The sequence below is a fragment of the Mesorhizobium sp. P2_E6 genome (genome assembly GCF_056403835.1).
In genome coordinates, this window is the sequence record NZ_JBFUEQ010000005.1 from 66,199 (window position 1) to 84,572 (window position 18,374).

At 61.4% G+C, this 18,374-nt stretch carries 14 protein-coding genes; 10 read left to right on the top strand and 4 right to left on the bottom strand.

Going from position 1 to position 18,374, the window contains the following annotated elements; genetic code table 11:
- Positions 1-72 precede the first annotated feature (72 nt).
- Positions 73-1,950: a TPR end-of-group domain-containing protein gene (locus tag AC1D08_RS13740; protein ID WP_457154521.1), complete on the bottom strand. Its 1,878-nt coding sequence runs from the start codon at positions 1,948-1,950 to the stop codon at positions 73-75.
- A 428-nt stretch (positions 1,951-2,378) separates the two neighbouring features.
- Between AC1D08_RS13740 and AC1D08_RS13745 the strand changes: the two genes are divergently transcribed.
- From AC1D08_RS13745 to AC1D08_RS13760, 4 genes are all read left to right on the top strand, one after another.
- Positions 2,379-4,001 (top strand): DUF1963 domain-containing protein, encoded by a 1,623-nt coding sequence (locus AC1D08_RS13745; RefSeq protein ID WP_477423391.1) that lies wholly within the window; start codon positions 2,379-2,381, stop codon positions 3,999-4,001.
- A 567-nt stretch (positions 4,002-4,568) separates the two neighbouring features.
- The gene (locus AC1D08_RS13750) at positions 4,569-5,783 is read left to right on the top strand and encodes a glycosyltransferase family protein (protein ID WP_477224767.1); all 1,215 of its coding nucleotides are present in this window, start codon (positions 4,569-4,571) and stop codon (positions 5,781-5,783) included.
- A gap of 1 nt (position 5,784) precedes the next feature.
- Positions 5,785-7,029 (top strand): glycosyltransferase family 4 protein, encoded by a 1,245-nt coding sequence (locus AC1D08_RS13755; RefSeq protein ID WP_477423393.1) that lies wholly within the window; start codon positions 5,785-5,787, stop codon positions 7,027-7,029.
- Positions 7,026-8,207 carry a glycosyltransferase family protein gene (locus AC1D08_RS13760; protein ID WP_477224766.1) on the top strand — a complete coding sequence of 394 codons (1,182 nt, stop codon included), beginning with the start codon at positions 7,026-7,028 and terminating at the stop codon, positions 8,205-8,207. Before AC1D08_RS13755 ends, AC1D08_RS13760 begins: the two co-directional genes overlap by 4 nt.
- 81 nt (positions 8,208-8,288) lie before the next feature.
- On the opposite strand, the gene AC1D08_RS13765 is transcribed toward AC1D08_RS13760, so the two are convergent.
- Entirely contained in the window at positions 8,289-8,963 is a 675-nt protein-coding gene (locus AC1D08_RS13765; protein WP_477224765.1) for a class I SAM-dependent methyltransferase, read from the bottom strand.
- Between the two features lie 80 nt (positions 8,964-9,043).
- Here AC1D08_RS13765 and AC1D08_RS13770 point away from each other — a divergent pair, with 80 nt between their 5' ends.
- From AC1D08_RS13770 to AC1D08_RS13785, 4 genes are all read left to right on the top strand, one after another.
- Positions 9,044-9,301 (top strand): hypothetical protein, encoded by a 258-nt coding sequence (locus AC1D08_RS13770; protein WP_095083927.1) that lies wholly within the window; start codon positions 9,044-9,046, stop codon positions 9,299-9,301.
- A 16-nt stretch (positions 9,302-9,317) separates the two neighbouring features.
- Positions 9,318-12,032: an ABC transporter transmembrane domain-containing protein gene (locus AC1D08_RS13775; RefSeq protein WP_477343641.1), complete on the top strand. Its 2,715-nt coding sequence runs from the start codon at positions 9,318-9,320 to the stop codon at positions 12,030-12,032.
- A 182-nt stretch (positions 12,033-12,214) separates the two neighbouring features.
- The gene (locus AC1D08_RS13780) at positions 12,215-12,664 is read left to right on the top strand and encodes a cyclic nucleotide-binding domain-containing protein (protein WP_095083929.1); all 450 of its coding nucleotides are present in this window, start codon (positions 12,215-12,217) and stop codon (positions 12,662-12,664) included.
- 129 nt (positions 12,665-12,793) lie between these two features.
- Positions 12,794-13,648 carry an MBL fold metallo-hydrolase gene (locus AC1D08_RS13785; RefSeq protein WP_457154172.1) on the top strand — a complete coding sequence of 285 codons (855 nt, stop codon included), beginning with the start codon at positions 12,794-12,796 and terminating at the stop codon, positions 13,646-13,648.
- A 1-nt stretch (position 13,649) separates the two neighbouring features.
- Here AC1D08_RS13785 and AC1D08_RS13790 read toward each other — a convergent pair whose 3' ends face one another.
- Complete coding sequence (locus tag AC1D08_RS13790) at positions 13,650-14,414, bottom strand: polysaccharide deacetylase family protein (RefSeq protein WP_457154173.1); 765 nt, start codon at positions 14,412-14,414, stop codon at positions 13,650-13,652.
- Positions 14,411-15,499 (bottom strand): glycosyltransferase family 4 protein, encoded by a 1,089-nt coding sequence (locus AC1D08_RS13795; RefSeq protein ID WP_477423395.1) that lies wholly within the window; start codon positions 15,497-15,499, stop codon positions 14,411-14,413. Before AC1D08_RS13795 ends, AC1D08_RS13790 begins: the two co-directional genes overlap by 4 nt.
- A 74-nt stretch (positions 15,500-15,573) precedes the next feature.
- Here AC1D08_RS13795 and AC1D08_RS13800 point away from each other — a divergent pair, with 74 nt between their 5' ends.
- On the top strand, positions 15,574-16,752 hold the full coding sequence (locus tag AC1D08_RS13800; protein ID WP_477224761.1) for a DUF3095 domain-containing protein: 1,179 nt from the start codon (positions 15,574-15,576) through the stop codon (positions 16,750-16,752).
- An 85-nt stretch (positions 16,753-16,837) separates the two neighbouring features.
- A complete protein-coding gene (locus tag AC1D08_RS13805) occupies positions 16,838-18,181 on the top strand; it encodes a nucleotide sugar dehydrogenase (protein ID WP_477423397.1) in 1,344 nt (447 codons plus the stop codon).
- Positions 18,182-18,374: the final 193 nt, after the last annotated feature.

An 18,374-nucleotide genomic window follows, 5' to 3' on the forward strand; every position in this document is an offset into this window, starting at 1 on the left:
GTCAGGTAAATCTTCCTGAAGGCCGGTTCTTAATTGTCGGCAATAAAATTGCCTCAAGAACAATGCGTATCGCTACTGCAGGAGCTGGAACAACTTCTGGTAGCGAGGATGACTGCGAACAGAGGCGAAATCGGAATCGTTCTTGAACCAGAGTCTCATCTCGGCGCCAGCCTGCGGCAGCCACGCCTCCAAAAGGTCGATCGAGCGTTCGAACTCCCCCAGCAACGCATAGGTACAAGCGGCGTTGTATTGGGTGTTCATATCGCTAGGGTCGATCGCCAGAGCCCGCTCAAGCCACTTCGCTGCCCTATCGCCTTCACCAAGGAAGGCCAGCACGATCGCGCCCAGGCAGGCACAATTGGCGTTCTCCGGATGCAGACGGAGTTCCTCTTCAGCTCTCTCCATTGCAATCCGCGCATAAAGCTCCGCGTCGTTCTGCTGGCCGAGAGTGCGGAAGACGTTCACCAGCATGACCGGTGCGCCGTAGTCGGTCGGTTTGATCTCCATCGCACGCATGAAGTACGTCGCGGCGAGTTCGAACTGGCCGCCGGTTACGCAGAACTCGGCATAGTAGCGGTTGGCCTCGTGGCAATTGGGGTCGAGCGCGAGAGCCTGTTCGAACGCCGCGGCGGCCTCGGCACGGCGGCCGGCGAGGGACAGGGCAAAGCCTCTGGCTGAATGCGCCTCGGCCAAATTCGGGTCCAGAGCCAGGGCTTTATCGGCGGTCGCGAAAATGTCGTCCAGTTGGATCGGTGAGCCGTACATCGACTGAAGGCGTACGTCGCTGACCGCCAAGCCTGCATATGCGCGGGCATATCCCGGATCAAGCTCGATGGCCCTGATATAACTTTGTCTGGCCATCAGGTGGTTCGCCCTGGTCGCGATGTGGCTGTAATCGCGGCCTCGAAGATAATGCGTATAGGCGTCCACATTGTCCGTCGGCGCCTTCTCAATAGCCTTCTTCTCCTCGGGCAGGAGCCTGACCCTGAGTTGCGCCACGACCGCCTTGGCGATTTCGTCCTGCACGGCGAAGATGTCGGTGAGGTCGCGGTCGTAGCGGGCAGCCCAGACGTGTCCGTCTGTGGCGCCCTCGATCAGCTCGGCATTGATCCTGACCCGGTTTCCCGCCTTGCGGACGCTGCCCTCGACAATGTAGCCGACGCCAAGCTCCCTGGCGATGCGTTCCATCTTGTCGGTCCTGCCCTTGAAGGCGAAGACCGTATTGCGGCTGAGCACGAACAGGCCGGAGACGTTCGAGAGGTCGGTTATGATATCTTCAGTGATGCCGTCACTGAAATACTGCTGGTCGGGATCATTGCTCAGATTGGCGAAGGGTAGGATCGCCACCGACGGCTTGTCGGACCGCACCAGCGTCTGGACGCTCCCGGCCGCAACATGCGTCTCGACATGCGCGGCGCCCTGGTCCCAGTTGGCGAAATAGACGTGCAGCGGCTGAGCAATGTTCTTGACGGTCCTGGCGCCCTGATCGGCGAAGTCGACGCCCAGCTTGTTGCCGACCGCATGGCGCACCGCTTCCGAGCAGGCGATGCCGCCGGGTATCGCGAGGCCCTGCAGCCGCACCGCAAGATTGACGCCGTCGCCGTGGAAATCATCACCGTCGACGATGATATCGCCAAGGTTGATGCCCATGCGAAACTTGAAATGCCGGTCCTCGGGGATGCCGGCATTCCGCTCGGACATGCCGCGTTGGATCTCGACCGCGCAGCGCGCCGCATTGATCACGCTGCCGAACTCCACCAGGAAGCCGTCACCCATCACCTTAAAGATGCGCCCACCATGCTTGGTGACGGTCGGATCGAAGAACTCCCGTCGATGCTGCCGAAGGAGATTGAGAGTGTGCTCTTCGTCAACCTCCATAAGACGGCTATAGCCGACCACATCTGCGGCCAGGATCGCCGCCAGCCGACGTTCAACATGCTCCTCGGACATGTCGTCTCCTGAAATCGCAGACAATCGTTCTGCCTGATTTAGTTCTATCTGATTTACCTCCTCGGCGCCAACGTCGACGTCGTTCGCGGGAGTAGGAACGAACGGAAGTGACCCAGGACATCTATGACGATCCCGAATTCGTCGAAGGCTACAGCCGGCTGGGCCTTTCGGCCGAAGGCTTGGCAGGAGCGATGGAATAGGACGCTTCAGGGCTTCCGAGGCGCTTGGCCTGCTCTACTGCCATCTCGCGTCGACCAACAGCTGGACGTCGCTGGTCCACCAGGCGTCGCTGCGCAAGGCGGGCGGCCAGCCTGGCTGATTTCAGCCGCTGCACTGCCTGATCGGCCCCTTGCTTGCGCAAGGCCTCATATAACGGCAATAATTCGGCTTCGGGAGGAGGCGACGCAGCCGACGATGGGGGTAGCGTCATGGCGAATCTGATGCCGTTGCTTGTGGCCGGGGCGATGCTCCTGATCGTTGGCAGCCTGATCTATCGCGGCATTGCCGGGCTGTTTTCCGGTTCGGCTTCAAAAGGCAAACCACAGGACAGTCCCGCCTTGCCGGTCGGCAAGGCTCGTCAACGCACGCTGGCATCGTCTGAAGCGGCCCACGCCGCATCGCCTCGGCCCAACACTGCGGCGGAAAAGTTGATCGCCGACTTGCAGCAGCAAGCCAAGGACAGCGACGACCAGCGCAAGGCGAAGTCCAAAGCGCATGTCGAGCGCAAGATCCCGCCGATTTCCGTCGATGGCCGCGAAGCGATCGAACGGGGGCAAGCGGCGCGCATCGCGATCAGGCACGTCTTTCCGCCGCGTCTTCCCCAACGCAGCATGAGCTATTTTGGCGGGCTGCCGATCGTCCCGGATGAATTCGACTGGCCGACGGTTCACAATCGGCAGGGATTGCTCGAGCGCCTCAATTTCATGGCGCAAATCGACTGTTCGGACCTGCCACCGGGACCTGGCCGCGACCTGCTGCCCGACAAGGGCTACCTCTATTTCTTCGCGCCGATGTCCGACACGTTTGGGTCGGACGCGCTACACTTCGTGACCCGGTATGAACCGCGCCGGGTGACGCAGAAGTGGCAGCCGCTCGACATGCCCTCCACCGCCAAGATTCTGGGATCGGATCCGACGGACGAAATCCTGCGGGGCAAGCGAACCCACTATGATCGGGTCGAGGTCGAATTTGCCTGGATCGAGGAGCCGACCGACGCCGAAGTCGCGGCGCGTGCGGACGAAGGTCATGCCTTCGAGGTCGCGGACAAGATTCGCGCCGAAAGGGTTGAGGCCTTCTACGGTTCGCCTGTTACCCCCGATCCGCTGCTTTCCGCTCATCAGGCGCCGAAGGACACGCTTTGGACGCCATATCCGGGTTTTCCGGCCAATTGGCATACTGCGCGGATCGTTCGAAAGCTCGTGGAAGCATGTCACCGCGAAGAGACGGCCGACGTCACGGCACAGCTGAAGGCGCTTGGTGATGTTGTCGAAGACGATCCGGAGGCCAAGCGACTACGGCTGGTGCAGCGCGAACTGTCGGCATTCGGTTCGAAGATGTTCAACGCTTTCTTTCCGACGGTCAATGCCGGACTGAAGGAATATGACGCACCTCCAGCCGAGGTGAAGCAGCAGATCGTTGCCTTCCTGGAAGACTTGCGCGCCAACGGCATGCCGTCATCTTCTCCGGCGCGGCGGCCGCATCATCGCCAACTTCCGCAGGTGATGAACCATTGGCTTTCAATCGCGGCGATCCGGGGCGCCGAGGGTGGACTGACAGATCCGGACGGTGCGGCGTTGATAGGCCGGGAAGTCGTAGCCGCCCTGTCTCACCGCCACTCACCCCGTGGCCATCAGATGCTTGGCAAGGGTGAAGTCATCCAGGTCGCAGCCGACGAGATGAAGGACCGCTACCTGCTGTTGCTCCAGATCGGGCCGGATATGGCGGTCGATTGGACCGTTGGCGAGATGGGGCCGCTTCAATATTGGATCACGCCCGAGGACCTTGCGGCCAAGCGGTTCGAGAACGCACTTCTGACAGTCGAAGCCTACTGACCGGTGTTTGGTCAGGGAGCGTCTGAGCGCTTTGGCATCCTCGCCGGCTATCGCAATGGCGGGATCGGATCACGGCCTGCGGGTCGCAATTGCAAGTCGAGATTGGGGAACTATCCCGCTCGTCCCCAGTGCCAGGCAGCAAAAGAGGTCCGGTTACCCGCCCCTTTGTTGTTTTCAGACATAACGAAGATTTGGAGGCGGTTGAAGCGATTCGAACGCTCGACCCCAACCTGGCGATATGAATCTGTGCCAACGCTGCCCCATCGGAATCTCCGCCACGGATGCGATAAACCGTTGAATTTGCTATCTATCGACCAATCCTGGCTTCGCCCTGATACGCGATTGGCACCCCGTTTGCTGTCGCCTCTGCTTCCATTGCGCCTGGACATGTGGCAAGCGGGCAGCTGAGCAGACGCGGCTTCCTGGCTTCAGCATATGGACCCTCTCGGGTAATACGAATTGAAAATTGCGCTGTCATGTTTCAAAACAGGTCGGTAGACCCGCGAGTTTCGAAGCCTGCGGGGTCGCCACGGTCCTCAGGGCGAGAATCCTAAAAGACGTTCAGCAATGACCCAGCACGTACAAAACGCTCGAATTCTCATGTACAGCCACGACACGTTCGGGCTCGGCCACTTGCAGCGCTGCCGGACGATCGCGCATTCGCTGGTCGAGGATTTCCGCGGACTTCAGGTGCTTATCATTTCGGGCGCGACCATCGCTGGCGCCTTCGACTACCGCGCCCGTGTCGACTTCGTGAAGATCCCCAGCGTCATCAAGTTGCGCAACGGCGAATACACCTCGCTGGAAAAGCATATCGATCTGCATGAGACGCTAAGGATGCGCCAGTCGATCATCCGCCACACAGCCGAGACCTACCGGCCGGATATCTTCATCGTCGACAAGGAACCGCTCGGCCTGCGCGGTGAGATCGAGGACACGCTGTCCTACCTCAAGACGCGGGGCACCACGCTCGTGCTTGGCTTGCGAGAGGTGATGGACGCGCCGAATCTGCTCGAAGCAGAGTGGGCACGCAGGGATGTAATGCGCAAGATAGGCCTGTTCTACGACAAGGTCTGGGTCTATGGTCCGCCGGATTTCTACGATCCGTTGACGGGCCTGGATGTGCCGCCAGCTGTCGGGGCAAAGATGAAGTTCGTCGGTTTCCTGCAACGGAGCCTGCAGCGGAACGAGATGCCCGGCCACCGGCCCGAGGGCGACTATATCCTCGTCACCACCGGTGGCGGCGGTGACGGCGCCGAACTGATCCACGACGTCTTCGATGCCTATCAGCAGGATCCGCAATTGCAGCATAGGGCGCTGATCGTGCTTGGGCCTTACATGCCGGCGCGCAAGCGCAACAAGCTGGTCAGGAAGGGGTCCAAGATCCCCTATATCAAGATCATAGAGTTCGACAACCGCATGGAAGACCTGATTGCCGGCGCCAAGGCGGTCGTGGCGATGGGCGGCTACAACACCTATTGCGAGATCCTGTCTTTCGACAAGCCGGCGCTGATCGTGCCGCGCGTCAAGCCCCGCGAGGAACAGCTGATCCGCGCACGGCGCGCAGCTGAACTCGGCCTCATCGAGATGCTCTTGCCGGAAGAAGCCAAGGATTCCCAGCGGTTTGCCGATGCACTGAAGGTGCTGCCGGACCGGCCCCGCCCATCGCAGAGCAATCCGCATCTGACGCTGGAAGGGCTGCCTCATATTTCCGAAATCGTCGCGGAACTGCTCGAGCGGCGTGCCGGCCATCACCTTTCGGTCATTGAAGGCATGAACTGAGTTGCAACATCGCAAGATCGTCGTGGTTCTGAAAGGCTATCCGCGGCTGTCGGAAACCTTCATCGCGCAGGAACTGCTCGGTCTGGAGCGTGCGGGGTTCGACCTGATACTGTTCGCGCTCAGGCGGCCGACCGATGCAAAACGCCACCCCGTGCATGACGAGATCAAAGCGCCGGTCCACTATCTGCCGGAATATCTGCATGAAGAGCCGCTGCGCGTGGTTCGCTCGCTGTTTGCTCATCTGCTGCGGCCGGGCTTCTGGCGCGCGCTCGGATCGCTGGCGACCGATATCCCCCGCGACTTTACGCGCAATCGCGCGCGCCGTTTCGGGCAAGCGCTCGTGCTGGCGGCTGAATGGCCGGAAGACGCGGGCTGGCTGCACGCACATTTCGCGCACACGCCGGCATCGGTGACGCGCTATGCCAGCCTGCTTCGCGGCCTGCCCTGGAGTTGCTCGGCCCATGCCAAGGACATCTGGACTTCGGCGGACTGGGATCTGGCCGGCAAGCTTTCCTCGGCGCGCTGGACGGTCACTTGCACGAAAACCGGCTTTGACCGTCTGACAAAACTCGCCAACGGCAATTCGTCCGTGCATCTGAGCTATCATGGGCTCGACCTTGATCGCTTCGGCAGTTTCGGCGAGGCGCGAAAACAGCATGACGGCTCGGTGCCGGACGAACCGGTTGTCGTCTTGAGTGTCGGGCGCGCCGTCGAAAAGAAAGGTTACGATACCTTGCTGGAGGCCCTTGCCCTCTTGCCTGGTGATCTGGCGTGGCGTTTCGAGCATATCGGCGGCGGCGAGGAACTGGGACGGCTCAAGGCGCTGGCGCAAAAGCTCGGACTGGATGGTCGCGTCTCCTGGAAAGGCGCGCTTGCGCAGGAGGAGGTGCTTGAGCACTACCGCTGCGCCGACATCTTCGCCCTGGCCTGCAGGATCACCGCAAATGGCGACCGGGACGGTCTGCCGAATGTCCTGGCGGAGGCGGCCAGCCAGCGGCTTGCCTGCGTGTCGACCGATATTTCCGGCGTGCCGGAGCTGCTATCGCCTGAAGATACCGGGCTGCTGGTTCCGACGGAAAACCCAATCGCCCTGGCACAGGCGCTGGAGCGCCTGATCCGTGATCCCGTGCTGCGCGCCCGCCTCGGCGATGCCGCGGAGCGGCGCGTGCGCGGCGATTTCGATCATACGGCAAGCATTGGACAGCTCAAGGAACTGTTCGAGCGGGAGTGGCGGGCCGCCGAATGAAGCGGCTGCGCGCTTTCTTCTACGTCCAACACCTGCTCGGCATTGGCCATCTCGCGCGCGCCAGCCGCATTGCGGCGGCTCTGGCCGATGACGTGTTTGACGTCACCGTCGTAACGGGCGGAGCGCCGATTGCCGGGTTTCCGGGACCGGGTGTAAAATCTGTCACCCTGCCACCTGTCACCTCCGGCGATGAAGGATTTTCCGGACTTGTCGACCTGCAGGGCAAACCCATCGACGATGATTTCAAGAAACGGCGTTCGGAGATGCTGCTGCAGGCATTCCGGGAGTGCAGGCCTGATATCGTCATTGTCGAGGCGTTTCCATTTGGACGCCGGCAGATGCGTTTCGAACTCTTGCCGCTAGTCGAGGCCATCGACGCGACGTCGCCCAGACCGCTGCTGGCGACGTCCGTGCGTGATATCCTTCAGGAGCGTGTCAAGGCGGGCCGAAACGAAGAAACGGTCGATCTCATCAACAGGCATTTCGACCTTGTCATGGTCCACGGCGATCCGGCTTTCGCAACCATCGACAAGACATTTCCACTGGCTGAAGCGATCAGGGCCGAGGTCACCTACACAGGGCTCGTTGCCGCGCCGCCATCGGCCGCGGCCTCCGAGCGCTTCGACGTTCTGGTGTCGGTTGGCGGCGGGGCTGCCGGAAAGAGCCTTGTCAGGTCCACCATAGCAGCGGCGCGCAATGCCAACAAAGGCTGGAAATGGTGTTTGATCACCGGCCCAAACCTGCCGAAAGACGAGTTTGACGCGATCGCACGCGATGCCACGCCGGGCCTGTCCATCTTCCGGTTCCGCGAGGATTTCGCCAGCCTGCTGACCGGCGCCCGCCTGTCAGTCTCGCAGGCGGGTTACAACACGGTCTGCGATGTGCTGCGCGCGGGTTGTCGCTCCCTGCTCGTTCCATTTGCAGCCGGCGGCGAAACCGAACAGACGGTTCGCGCCCTGATGCTCGAAGACCTCGGTCTTGCAACAGTGCTGACGGAAAAGGACCTAACGCCTGAAGGTCTGGCGCAAGCGATCGAACAGGCGCTTGTGGGACCGACGCCATCCGCGCATCGTCTCGACCTGGAAGGTGCGCGCCACGCGGCGCAAATCCTGCGCGAGCGGTATCGAATCTGGTCCCTGAAAGCGGGGCCTGGTTTCGGAAAAGTTCACGGATCCTAGGGCGGTTCATCGTTTCACGGACCGCCCTATCTCTTTGTTTTGACGCAATTCCCCCAGGGGAAGGCGCTACGCGCTATGCCATCAAACAGTTCCAATCAGCATGAAGCGCGTATAATTTTTTGTCGGCAGTTCGCCGGAGAACCGCACCTCCCGCAGCGCCGCCATTGCTTCGAAGGCTGCAAGTGAAGCTACGCAGTTGATGTGCGTCGGCTCGCTGAAATAATCGTTCGATTGCAGCAGTACATTTGTGCCCCGCGGAAGCAGGGCAAGCCAGGCGCCCAGATCGGCTATGTGCTCGCAGCTCGTATTGACCGTCAGATCGGGCCGCGCGGCCGCATAGTCGAGTGCGTACATATCCGCTGTGACCGCCCGGAAACGGTCGCCGGCTTCCCGGTTGAGGGTCCGGGCGACCGGCGCGACTTCGGGATCGATGTCGATGCTATCGACCGCCGCGATGTCGAAGCGGGCGTCGTTGAGAAGCATCGCCGGCAAGACGCCGTACCATCCACCCAGAACCCATATGCGGCCGAACCGGCCGCCGAAGCTTTCGAACAGCCTGTCGCGCGCCCACATCTTGCAGGCGACCTGCTTGTGGTTGAAGGCATTGGCGATATCGGCCTCCGGATGCTTGGCGACGACGCGCGCCAGCCCTGCCACGAGAGGGCTGTTGACATAGGCAGCAATTCCCCGCGTGAGGTCCAGGGCTTGCTCGTGCCAGTCCATGCCGGCATTGCGCGGTTGCGTAACATCCATCATATTCGTCTTGTATGTTGGGATTTCGGGCGACACAACGCAATCTTGCCTCCCGCAAGGCCGTTTGATTCGCGGACGTGATTATGCTGCAAGCCGCTTCGCCATTGCCCGGTGCCGGAGAGAGCCTGTTGCGTCTGTCCGGACCATCGGCGCCGATCCGCCAGCGCCTGCCGCGCAACTGGGGCCTCGTGCTGGAACGCGCCGCCTCACAGGTTCCTTACGGAGTCGAGCGCAGGACAATCGCCGTCCACTGCAGCTTCGAGCTTGTCGCTGGCGACGAAGAAATCGCCGATCCGCCATTCGCCAGCAGGTGCTCTTGCATCCTGCATCCTTCCAACTGAAGGTCCACAGTCGCATATGGAACCCAGCCTAGCCCGCTATATCTGGACGCACACCAAGAAGCAGCAGGTCTGGATATTGATCATCGTCTTGCTTTCGATGATCCCGTATTTCATGTCCTTCGACCTGCCGAAGCTGATCGTCAACGGCCCGATCCAAGGAAGCGGCTTCGAGCAACCCGGCGCGACCCGGCCATTCATGAAGCTACACTACAACCTGCCGTTCATTGGAGAGGTCCAGTTCTTCTCCGGTTTTCAGCTCGACCGCAAGGAGACGCTGTTTGCCCTGAGCCTTGTGTTCCTCTTGCTGGTCGTCATCAACGGCCTGTTCAAACTCTACATCAACACCTACAAGGGCCGCCTCGGCGAACGCATGCTGCGGCGTATCCGCTTCGATCTGGTCGATCGTGTGCTGCGGTTTCCGCCGGTTTACTTCAAGCGGGTGAAATCCGCCGAAGTGGCGACCATGGTGAAGGACGAGGTGGAGCCGCTGGGCGGCTTCATCGGCGATGCCTTCCTGCAGCCGGTACTGCTCGGAGGCCAGGCGCTGACGGCCATGCTGTTCATCATGGTCCAGAACGTCTGGCTCGGAATGATAGCGGTCGTGATCGTGGTGATCCAGATCGTGCTCATCCCGCGAATGCGGCGGCGGCTGATCGTGCTCGGGCGCGAGCGGCAGTTGACGGCGCGGGCGCTTTCGGGCCGGGTTGGCGAAATTGTCGACGGCATCGGCGCGGTCCACGTCCACGATACATCAAACTACGAGCGCGCCGACATAGCTGCCCGGCTCGGGCTCATCTTCAAGATCCGCTTCGACCTTTACCAATGGAAATTCATGGTAAAGTTCCTCAACAATTTTCTCGCGCAGCTCACGCCCTTTCTGTTCTACATGATCGGCGGGTATCTGGTCATCCAGGGACGGCTGGACGTCGGCCAGCTCGTGGCCGTGATCAGCGCCTACAAGGACCTGCCCGGACCGATGAAGGAGCTGATCGACTGGGATCAGGCGCGGCAGGATGTCCAGGTCAAATATCAGCAGGTCGTTGAACAGTTCACCGTCGACGGTCTCATTGAGCCGAAAATCGGGGCATTGACGATCGACGATCCCGGTCCGATGACCAACCCTCTGTCGGCGATCGGTCTGTCCATAGCGGACGATGGCGGTGCCATGCTCCTCGACCGCATCTCCCTCCAGGTCAAGCCGGGTGAGACGGTGGCGTTGGTCAGTACCGCAACAGGTGGAGCTGAGGCGCTTGCAGAAGCTTTCGCCCGGCTGAACTGGCCGGACAGCGGAAGGGTCATGTCGGGCGCCGATGACCTGCTTGAACTCCCCGAAGCAGTGACCGGCCGGCGCATGTCCTATGCCTCGTCGGATGTTTTCCTGTTCCAGGCCAGCCTTCGCGATAACCTGCTCTACGGGTTGAAGCATGCGCCGCTGACATCGGTGACGTATGACGGCGCTGCGGCAGACCAGCACCGCTGGAACATGCACGAAGCGCGCCGGTCGGGTAATCCGGATCTCGATATCCACAGCGACTGGATCAACTATGCTTCCGCCGGGGCTACCGGCCCGCACGACCTCTTTGAAGCCGTGCGCAGGGTGCTCGACGCGGTTGTCCTGTCGCGCGACATTCTGGATCTTGGCTTGCGCTCTTCGGCCGACCTCACGCGTCACACGGAGCTTGCCAGGCGGATCGTCGAACTGCGTGCGGCGCTGCGAACCCGGCTGGAGCAGGAAGGGCTGAGCGGACTGGTGGTTCCTTTCGAACCGGGCGCCTACAACAAGGAAGCGACGATCGGCGAAAACCTGCTCTTCGGCGCTGCCGCCGGCCCCAAGCTGGCCGACAGGGCTCTGGCTGCCAATCCCTATTTTGCTTCCGTGCTGAAAGAAGCCGGCCTCGACCGCACGCTCTACGAAATGGGCATGGAGATCGCCGGACAGGCGATCGAGCTGTTTGCCGACCTGCCGGCCGACCACCAGTTCTTCCAGCAGCTCGCCTTCATGAGCGCCGAGGAGATACCCGCCTACGAAACCTTGCTGCAACGGCTCAAGAACCGTCCCCACGAGGCGGTTTCCGAGAACGACCGCGCCATGATCGTCACCTTGAGCTTTGCCTATATCGAGCCCCGGCACCGCTTCGGCCTGCTGAGCGACGAGCTGATGAGCAAGATCGTCGCCGCGCGCAACCATTTCTATGAAAACCTGCCGCCCGAGCTGCAAGATGCGATCGAACGGTATGATCCCGCCAAATACATTGCCGCAGCCACCGTCATGGACAATGTCCTGTTCGGGCGTGTGGGCAACAGCCATCCCGACGCGCCGGACCGCATACGCTCCATCGTCTATGACATTCTTGACGAACTTGGGCTCTATGCCGAACTGCTGGATGTCGGCCTCGACTTCAACGTCGGCTCCGGCGGCAGGCGGCTGACCGGTGGACAGCGACAGAAGCTCGATGTTGCCCGGGCCCTGCTCAAGCGTCCCGATTTTCTCATTCTAAACCGGCCGCTGTCGGCGCTCGACCATCGCATGCAGGAGAAGGTGCTGCGAAATGTGCTCGAGGCAGCCAGGTGCGACGGCCATTCGCCGGCAATAGTGTGGGTCGTGACGAGTCCGGCAATGGCGGCGATGTTCGATCGCGTTGTCGTCTTCGACTCGGGTCAATTGGTGGAAGACGGAACACACGAGACACTTTTGGCAGGCAACGGTATCTTCAAGGAACTGCTGTCATAGAGGGATGGACATTCAGATGGGATCATTCTGCCGGTGGGAATTTGTCAGGCGGCATCGCTCGACCAAACAACATCGGGCTCGCCATCGCGTGGTTCGCTTCGCCATCCCGGAAACAGAATTGATTCCATCCGGGCGTTCGTTGCTCTAGTCTGGCAAACGCGAATTTTGGGAGGTTTGCGACAATGCTGCTCAAGGATGAAGTTGGAATGCTGCAACGCATTCCCCTGTTTTCCGGCATCGAGTCGACAAAGCTCAAGCTGCTTGCGTTCACATCCGACCGGGTAAGCTACAGCGCCGGCCAGATCCTTTTCCGGCAGGGCGACGAGGGAGACGCCGCCTATGTCATCCTTTCAGGCAGCGCGGATATTCTGGTCGATTCCGACAGCGGACCGATAAAAATTGCCGAAATGGTGCCAAATTCGATTGTTGGCGAGATTGCCATACTGTGCAACAGCTCGCGCACAGCCACCGTCAGAGCGGCCAGTCCGGTGGAAGCCCTGAGAATCCGCAAGGATCATTTCCTGAGGCTTATGCGGGAGTACCCGGAAATGACCATCGAGATATTGCGGGTTCTTGCCGACCGCCTAAGCCATACGACCGCGGATCTGATCGACGCACGAAGCGCTAAATAACGAATGGCGCGGCTTCAATCCTCGCCGTCGCGATGGCACGGCCTCTGAGAGGGCCACCCGGAGAAAACCTGTCTCGCCTAGTAGCCGTTGTTTGGCTACGATGGGTGACGGGGAGTACGAAGGGCTAGCATGGACGACGATGTTTTCCTGGTCAGGTTTTGGGGGGTGCGCGGCAGCATTTCGGTATCGGGGCCAGAATTCTCCCGCTATGGCGGCAACACCATCTGCATCGAGATGCGATGCGGCAGGCATACGCTTCTGTTCGACGCGGGCTCTGGCCTACGGCCCGCCGGCGCGGCGCTTCGGGCGTCGGGCGTGACCGATTTCGACCTGTTTTTCACCCATTGCCATTACGATCATATCATCGGGCTACCGGTGTTTGCGCCGATCTATGACCGGAGTATCAAGATTGCGCTTTGGTCCGGGCATCTTGCAGGACGCATGACGACCAGGCAGATGGTCGATGAGTTCATACGGCCGCCGTGGTTTCCGGTGACACTGGATATCTGCAAGGCAAGCCTCGACTACCACGATTTCGTATCCGGAGACGTGCTTCGGCCGCGCAAAGGGGTGGTGGTCCGAACCGGCAGCCTTGTCCATCCGGGCGGCTGCATAGGCTACCGGGTCGAATGGGGCGGCCGCGTCGTGGCGGTGATCACCGACACCGAGCATGAGCCGGACAAACTCGATCAGGCGGTGCTCAGCCTGATCGAAGATGCCGACCTCGTCGTTTACGATTGCACCTACACCGAGGAGGAAATGGAACGCCGCCGCGGTCATGGGCACTCGACATGGCAACAGGGCGTCAAACTCTGTGAGGCGGCCGGTGCGCGGGGGCTCGCCCTGTTTCACCACGATCCGACACGCACCGACGAGCAACTGGACGAGATCGAGAAACTGGCCAGAAAAAGGTTTGCCGGCGCTTTTGCCGCGCGCGATGGCCAGACGCTCAAATTCCCAGTCTCATTGCACAAGAAGCGCTGAGCTATTTTCGCCTACCGGCGCTGCGCTCGATCAATGTCCTGATCGGAAGCCACGCGCAGGCTTCAGTCCGTGCGCTGACCGTGAACAGCCGTTCGAGGAAAAGCCAGGCCGATTCATCATGGACGAGATGGTGGGTGAGCAGGCCGACCGGTTCGCCGCCGTCGCATGCATGCTGCAATTGCGCGACGATCGCCTGAACCAACAGGCCATGATCGCGGCAGCCGCGCCTGCCATGCCAATCCATGATGTCGACATTGCTGTTGATGACCGCCAGTGAAGCCGGCCTTGGCGGCCCATAGACCGACAATGCCGCAAATCCTATCGATCCAAGGTAGGATACCAGGCCGGCGTCGATCCTGTTCCAGGGTGGCACCAGCATCGGAACGGCACGTGCGCCGTGCAGGCCGGTCAGGTGCGACAGCCCGCGAGCCAGATCATCCAGCACCGCCGCGCGTGGCCGATGCGTGCCGAGCTCCTGCTTTTTCTGGTCCCCGGGCGCATGATTTCGATGCGCCCAGCCATGGATGGCGACCGTGGCGTGCTGCGCCTCGTCAAGCCGGGCGGCAAGCTTCTCATCCGTCAGGGCCGGAATGACGGCCAGAGTGACGGGAACCGCGAATTCGCCGGTGAGGGCGAGCAGCCGATCAAGCGCCGGCGTTGGCTCCACGGCGTCATCGTCGCGCAGCCAGAACTCTGCCTTGCGGCCCGCCCGTTGCCAGCGCGCCAGTTCTGCCACCAAGGGCTGCCAGATCCGATCGGGTGTCATGAAACGGGGATCCTCGAAAGAAGTTCGGCCAGACGCGCGGCAGCAGCACCAAGGGAGCGTTCTTCGAGGATGAAACGTCTGGCTTTTTCGGCCATGATGGTTCTTTCGTCGTTACGGGCCAGAAGCCTTTCGATGGCGGAAGCGAACGCCGCCACATCGCCCGGCGGGGTGAGAAACCCGGTCTGGCCATCCCGCACGACCTCCGGCACGCCGGCAATGTCCTGAGCCACCACCGGAAGGCCGGCGGCCTGTGCTTCAAGATAGGCAACGCCATAGGCCTCGCCGTAGCCCGGCCAGACGTAAATTCCCCCCCTGTAGAGCACATCAGGCACGGCGGCCGGCTCGATTGCGCCAAGCCATTCGATACGGTCGGCCGGCAAGCCGGCGAATTGCGCTTTGACCTCGTCACGGGCGGGCCCGTCCCCGACGACCGAAATGGTCCAGGGCAGATGGCGGATCGGACCGAGCGCCTGAGCCAGCATGCGATAGCTTTCGACCTTGTCGCCCTGGCGCATCATGGCGACGGTAACGAGGCGCGTCGGACAACCCCGTGCCGGCATTTCCCGGAATACCGATGTGTCGATGAAGGGCCAAAGCATACCGAGAGCGGCGTCGGGAATCGCATTTGCCAGTCCTTGGCGATCCCTTTGCGTGAAGCAGATGTTCAGCGCCGCCTGTTCGACGGCTGCCGCCACCAACGCTTGCGTGTCGGCCCACAAGCCGGCGTTGCGCCGCCTCGAATAGGAGGCTTCCGCGGTCACATAGGGGACGGCAAAGGCCGATGCCAACTCGGGCCCGATCAGGTCGGGCGCCTTGTAGTAGGGATGATAGGAGAACCAGAGATCGGGCTTGCCGTGACGATCCCAAAGCTTTGTCAGCCGTGCGGCTTCCTCTCGGGCTTCGATCTTGAGCGCATCGAAACTTTTCGGCTCCGGCTCGCGTAAATAGAAGCGCAGTTCGGATGCCAGTTCGACGCTATGCCCTCCATTCTCCAGCGCCTTGACCAGCATCCGTGCCATCTGGCGGTCGCCGGAGGCAACCGGATGATTGGGCGACTTCAGCGGCGCGTAGAAGGCAATTCGCATCGCGCGACCCTATCATCGGAAAGCCTGCGCAAGTCAATTTCGTAGCATGATCGACTTCACCTTCAAGCAGTGGAATGTGCTATCTGATGGTTATGGAAACAGCTGCCGCGCCCGACCCGTTTGTCGCGTCCTTGCCGGTCTTCGCAAAGTTCGAAAGCGTTGCCGATATCGACAATTATCGGCCTTTGCCCGATGGCTGGGCGCTGGCCACCGCCGACATCGTCGGCTCGACCAAGGCGATCGAGGCTGGGCGCTATAAGACCGTCAATATGGCCGGCGCCAGCGTCATCTCGGCACTGCTCAATGCGCTGGGCCGGCAAGATCTTCCCTTTGTCTTCGGCGGCGACGGCGCGCTCGTGGCGTTTCCCGGCTCGGCGCTGGAGATCACCCGCAACGCGCTGGCGGCTGTCCAGAGATGGGTGGCGGACGAACTGGACCTGACCTTGCGTGCCGCGATCGTGCCGATAAAGGATGTAAGAGCGCACGGCTTCGACGTTCGCGTGGCGCGGTTCCAGGCCTCCGAAGCGGTCTTCTATGCCATGTTCGCCGGAGGTGGCGGCAGTTGGGCGGAAGCCGAGATGAAAGCGGGGCGCTACCGCATCGATCCTGCGCCGGCCGGCGCGCGGCCGGATCTGACCGGCCTCTCCTGCCGCTGGAACCCAATCGAAGCCCGCCATGGCGAAATCGTCTCGATCATAGCCATACCGGGGGCGTCGCGCGACTTGCGCGGTTTTCAGTTCCTGGCTTCCGACATCATCGCCCTTGCCGGCAGGGAGGAACGCGATGGCCACCCGGTGCCGGTGAACGGACCGGGCTACAGTTTGCTGCCCGCCGGCCTCGATATCGAGGCGCGGGCCACCGCGCCGGCAGGATGGCGGTGGGCGTCGAAGCTGTGGATAGTGTTCCTGATGACGCTTACGGCTGTCACCGATCGATTTGGCTGGACGATCGGCCGTTTCGATCCGAAGGTCTACAAACGCGAAGTGGCCAGCAATTCGGATTTCCGGAAGTTCGACGACGGCTTGAAGATGACCATCGACGTTGACGCGGATGTGTTGCAACGGATCGAGAACCGGCTGAAACAGGCGGAAGAGGCGGGCATCTGCAACTATGGCCTGCACCGCCAGAAATCGGCCTTGATGACATGCCTCGTCGCCTCGCCGCTGCAGCGCGATCATCTTCATTTCATCGATGGCGCCGCCGGCGGCTATGCGATGGCTGCCGCAAGCCTGAAGGCGAAGGTGCCGGTCTGACGACGGCTTGCGGAAATCGTTTTTCCGCAATATGCCTCGGCCATGGGAGCGGACAGCCTGTCCGAATTGACGGGAAAGCAGATTCTTGGACGCCTCACAATCGACATATGACCGTCTTCTGAGCCGTATCTCGACGCGCACCGCGCAAGTCGGCGTGATCGGACTGGGCTATGTCGGTTTGCCGCTGGCGGTTGCGATCGCACGCGCCGGCTTCCCGGTTTCCGGCTTCGACATCGAAGCCCGGAAGGTCGAGAGCCTGAACGCCGGCCAATCCTACATCGAGGCGGTGACGTCGACGGCCCTTGCCGGCCAGGTGGCGAGCGGACGGTTCCGGGCCACTGCGGATTTTGCCGAACTTGAGGTCTGCGATGTCATCATCATCTGCGTCCCGACACCGCTGACGAAACACCGCGAGCCGGACCTCTCCTTCGTCAGGGACACGGCAGCCACCATCGCCAAGCATCTGCGTCTCGGCCAGCTGATCGTGCTGGAATCGACCACCTATCCCGGCACCACCGACGACGTGATCAAGCCCATATTGGAAGAAACCGGGTTGCTGTCGAAGACAGACTTCTTCCTCGGCTTCTCGCCCGAACGAGAGGATCCCGGCAACCGCAGCTTTGAAGTCGCGACGATCCCCAAGGTCGTGGCAGGCGACGGCATTGAAGCGGCGACGCTCGTGCAGGCTTTCTACCAGGGTGTGGTCAAGACCGTCGTTCCGGTTTCCACCACGGCGACCGCGGAGGCAGTCAAGCTGACGGAAAACATCTTCCGCTCGGTCAACATAGCCCTGGTCAACGAGTTGAAGGTCGTGTTCGGTGCGATGGGCATCGACATCTGGGAGGTGATCGAGGCGGCAAAGAGCAAGCCCTTCGGCTACATGCCTTTCTATCCTGGCCCCGGACTTGGCGGGCACTGCGTTCCGATCGATCCCTTCTACCTGACATGGAAGGCGCGCGAATACGAACTGCCGACCCGCTTCATCGAACTGGCGGCGGAGATCAACACGGCCATGCCCCGTCATGTGGTCGATGAACTGGCGAAGGCGCTGGACCGGCGCTGCGGCAAGGCGCTCAGCCGCTCGCGCATTCTCATCATCGGGCTCGCTTATAAGAAGAATGTGCCCGACATCCGAGAAAGCCCGTCATTGCGGCTCATTGAACTCATCGAGGAATGGGGCGGCAAGGCGGAATTCCACGATCCGCATGTGGCTGAGATTCCCAGCACACGGGAGCATATGGCGATCAAGGGGCGTCGCTCGGTCGAATTGACCGAGGCGGCCTTGAAGGATTTCGATGCTGTGGTCGTTGCTACCGACCACGACGCGATCGACTATCAGGCGATCGCCGACCACGCTCATCTGATCGTCGACACGCGCAATGTTTTTGGCCGTCTCGGACTAGCCCGGGAAACGGTGGTGAAGGCCTGACGGCGTCTTGCCGGCGAATTTTTTCGACCGATGTCAGGATCGTGGTTGCACTCCGCCGGCAGCCTCGCCACATGATGGCGCAACAGACAAACGCAGTTACGCCCGCTCCTTGCCTGCAACGACAGTCATTCGGGAAATTCTTCGCCGGCTTTTTCCGCCGAAGCCGGCTTCATTGACTTCGAGGGCCTTATCC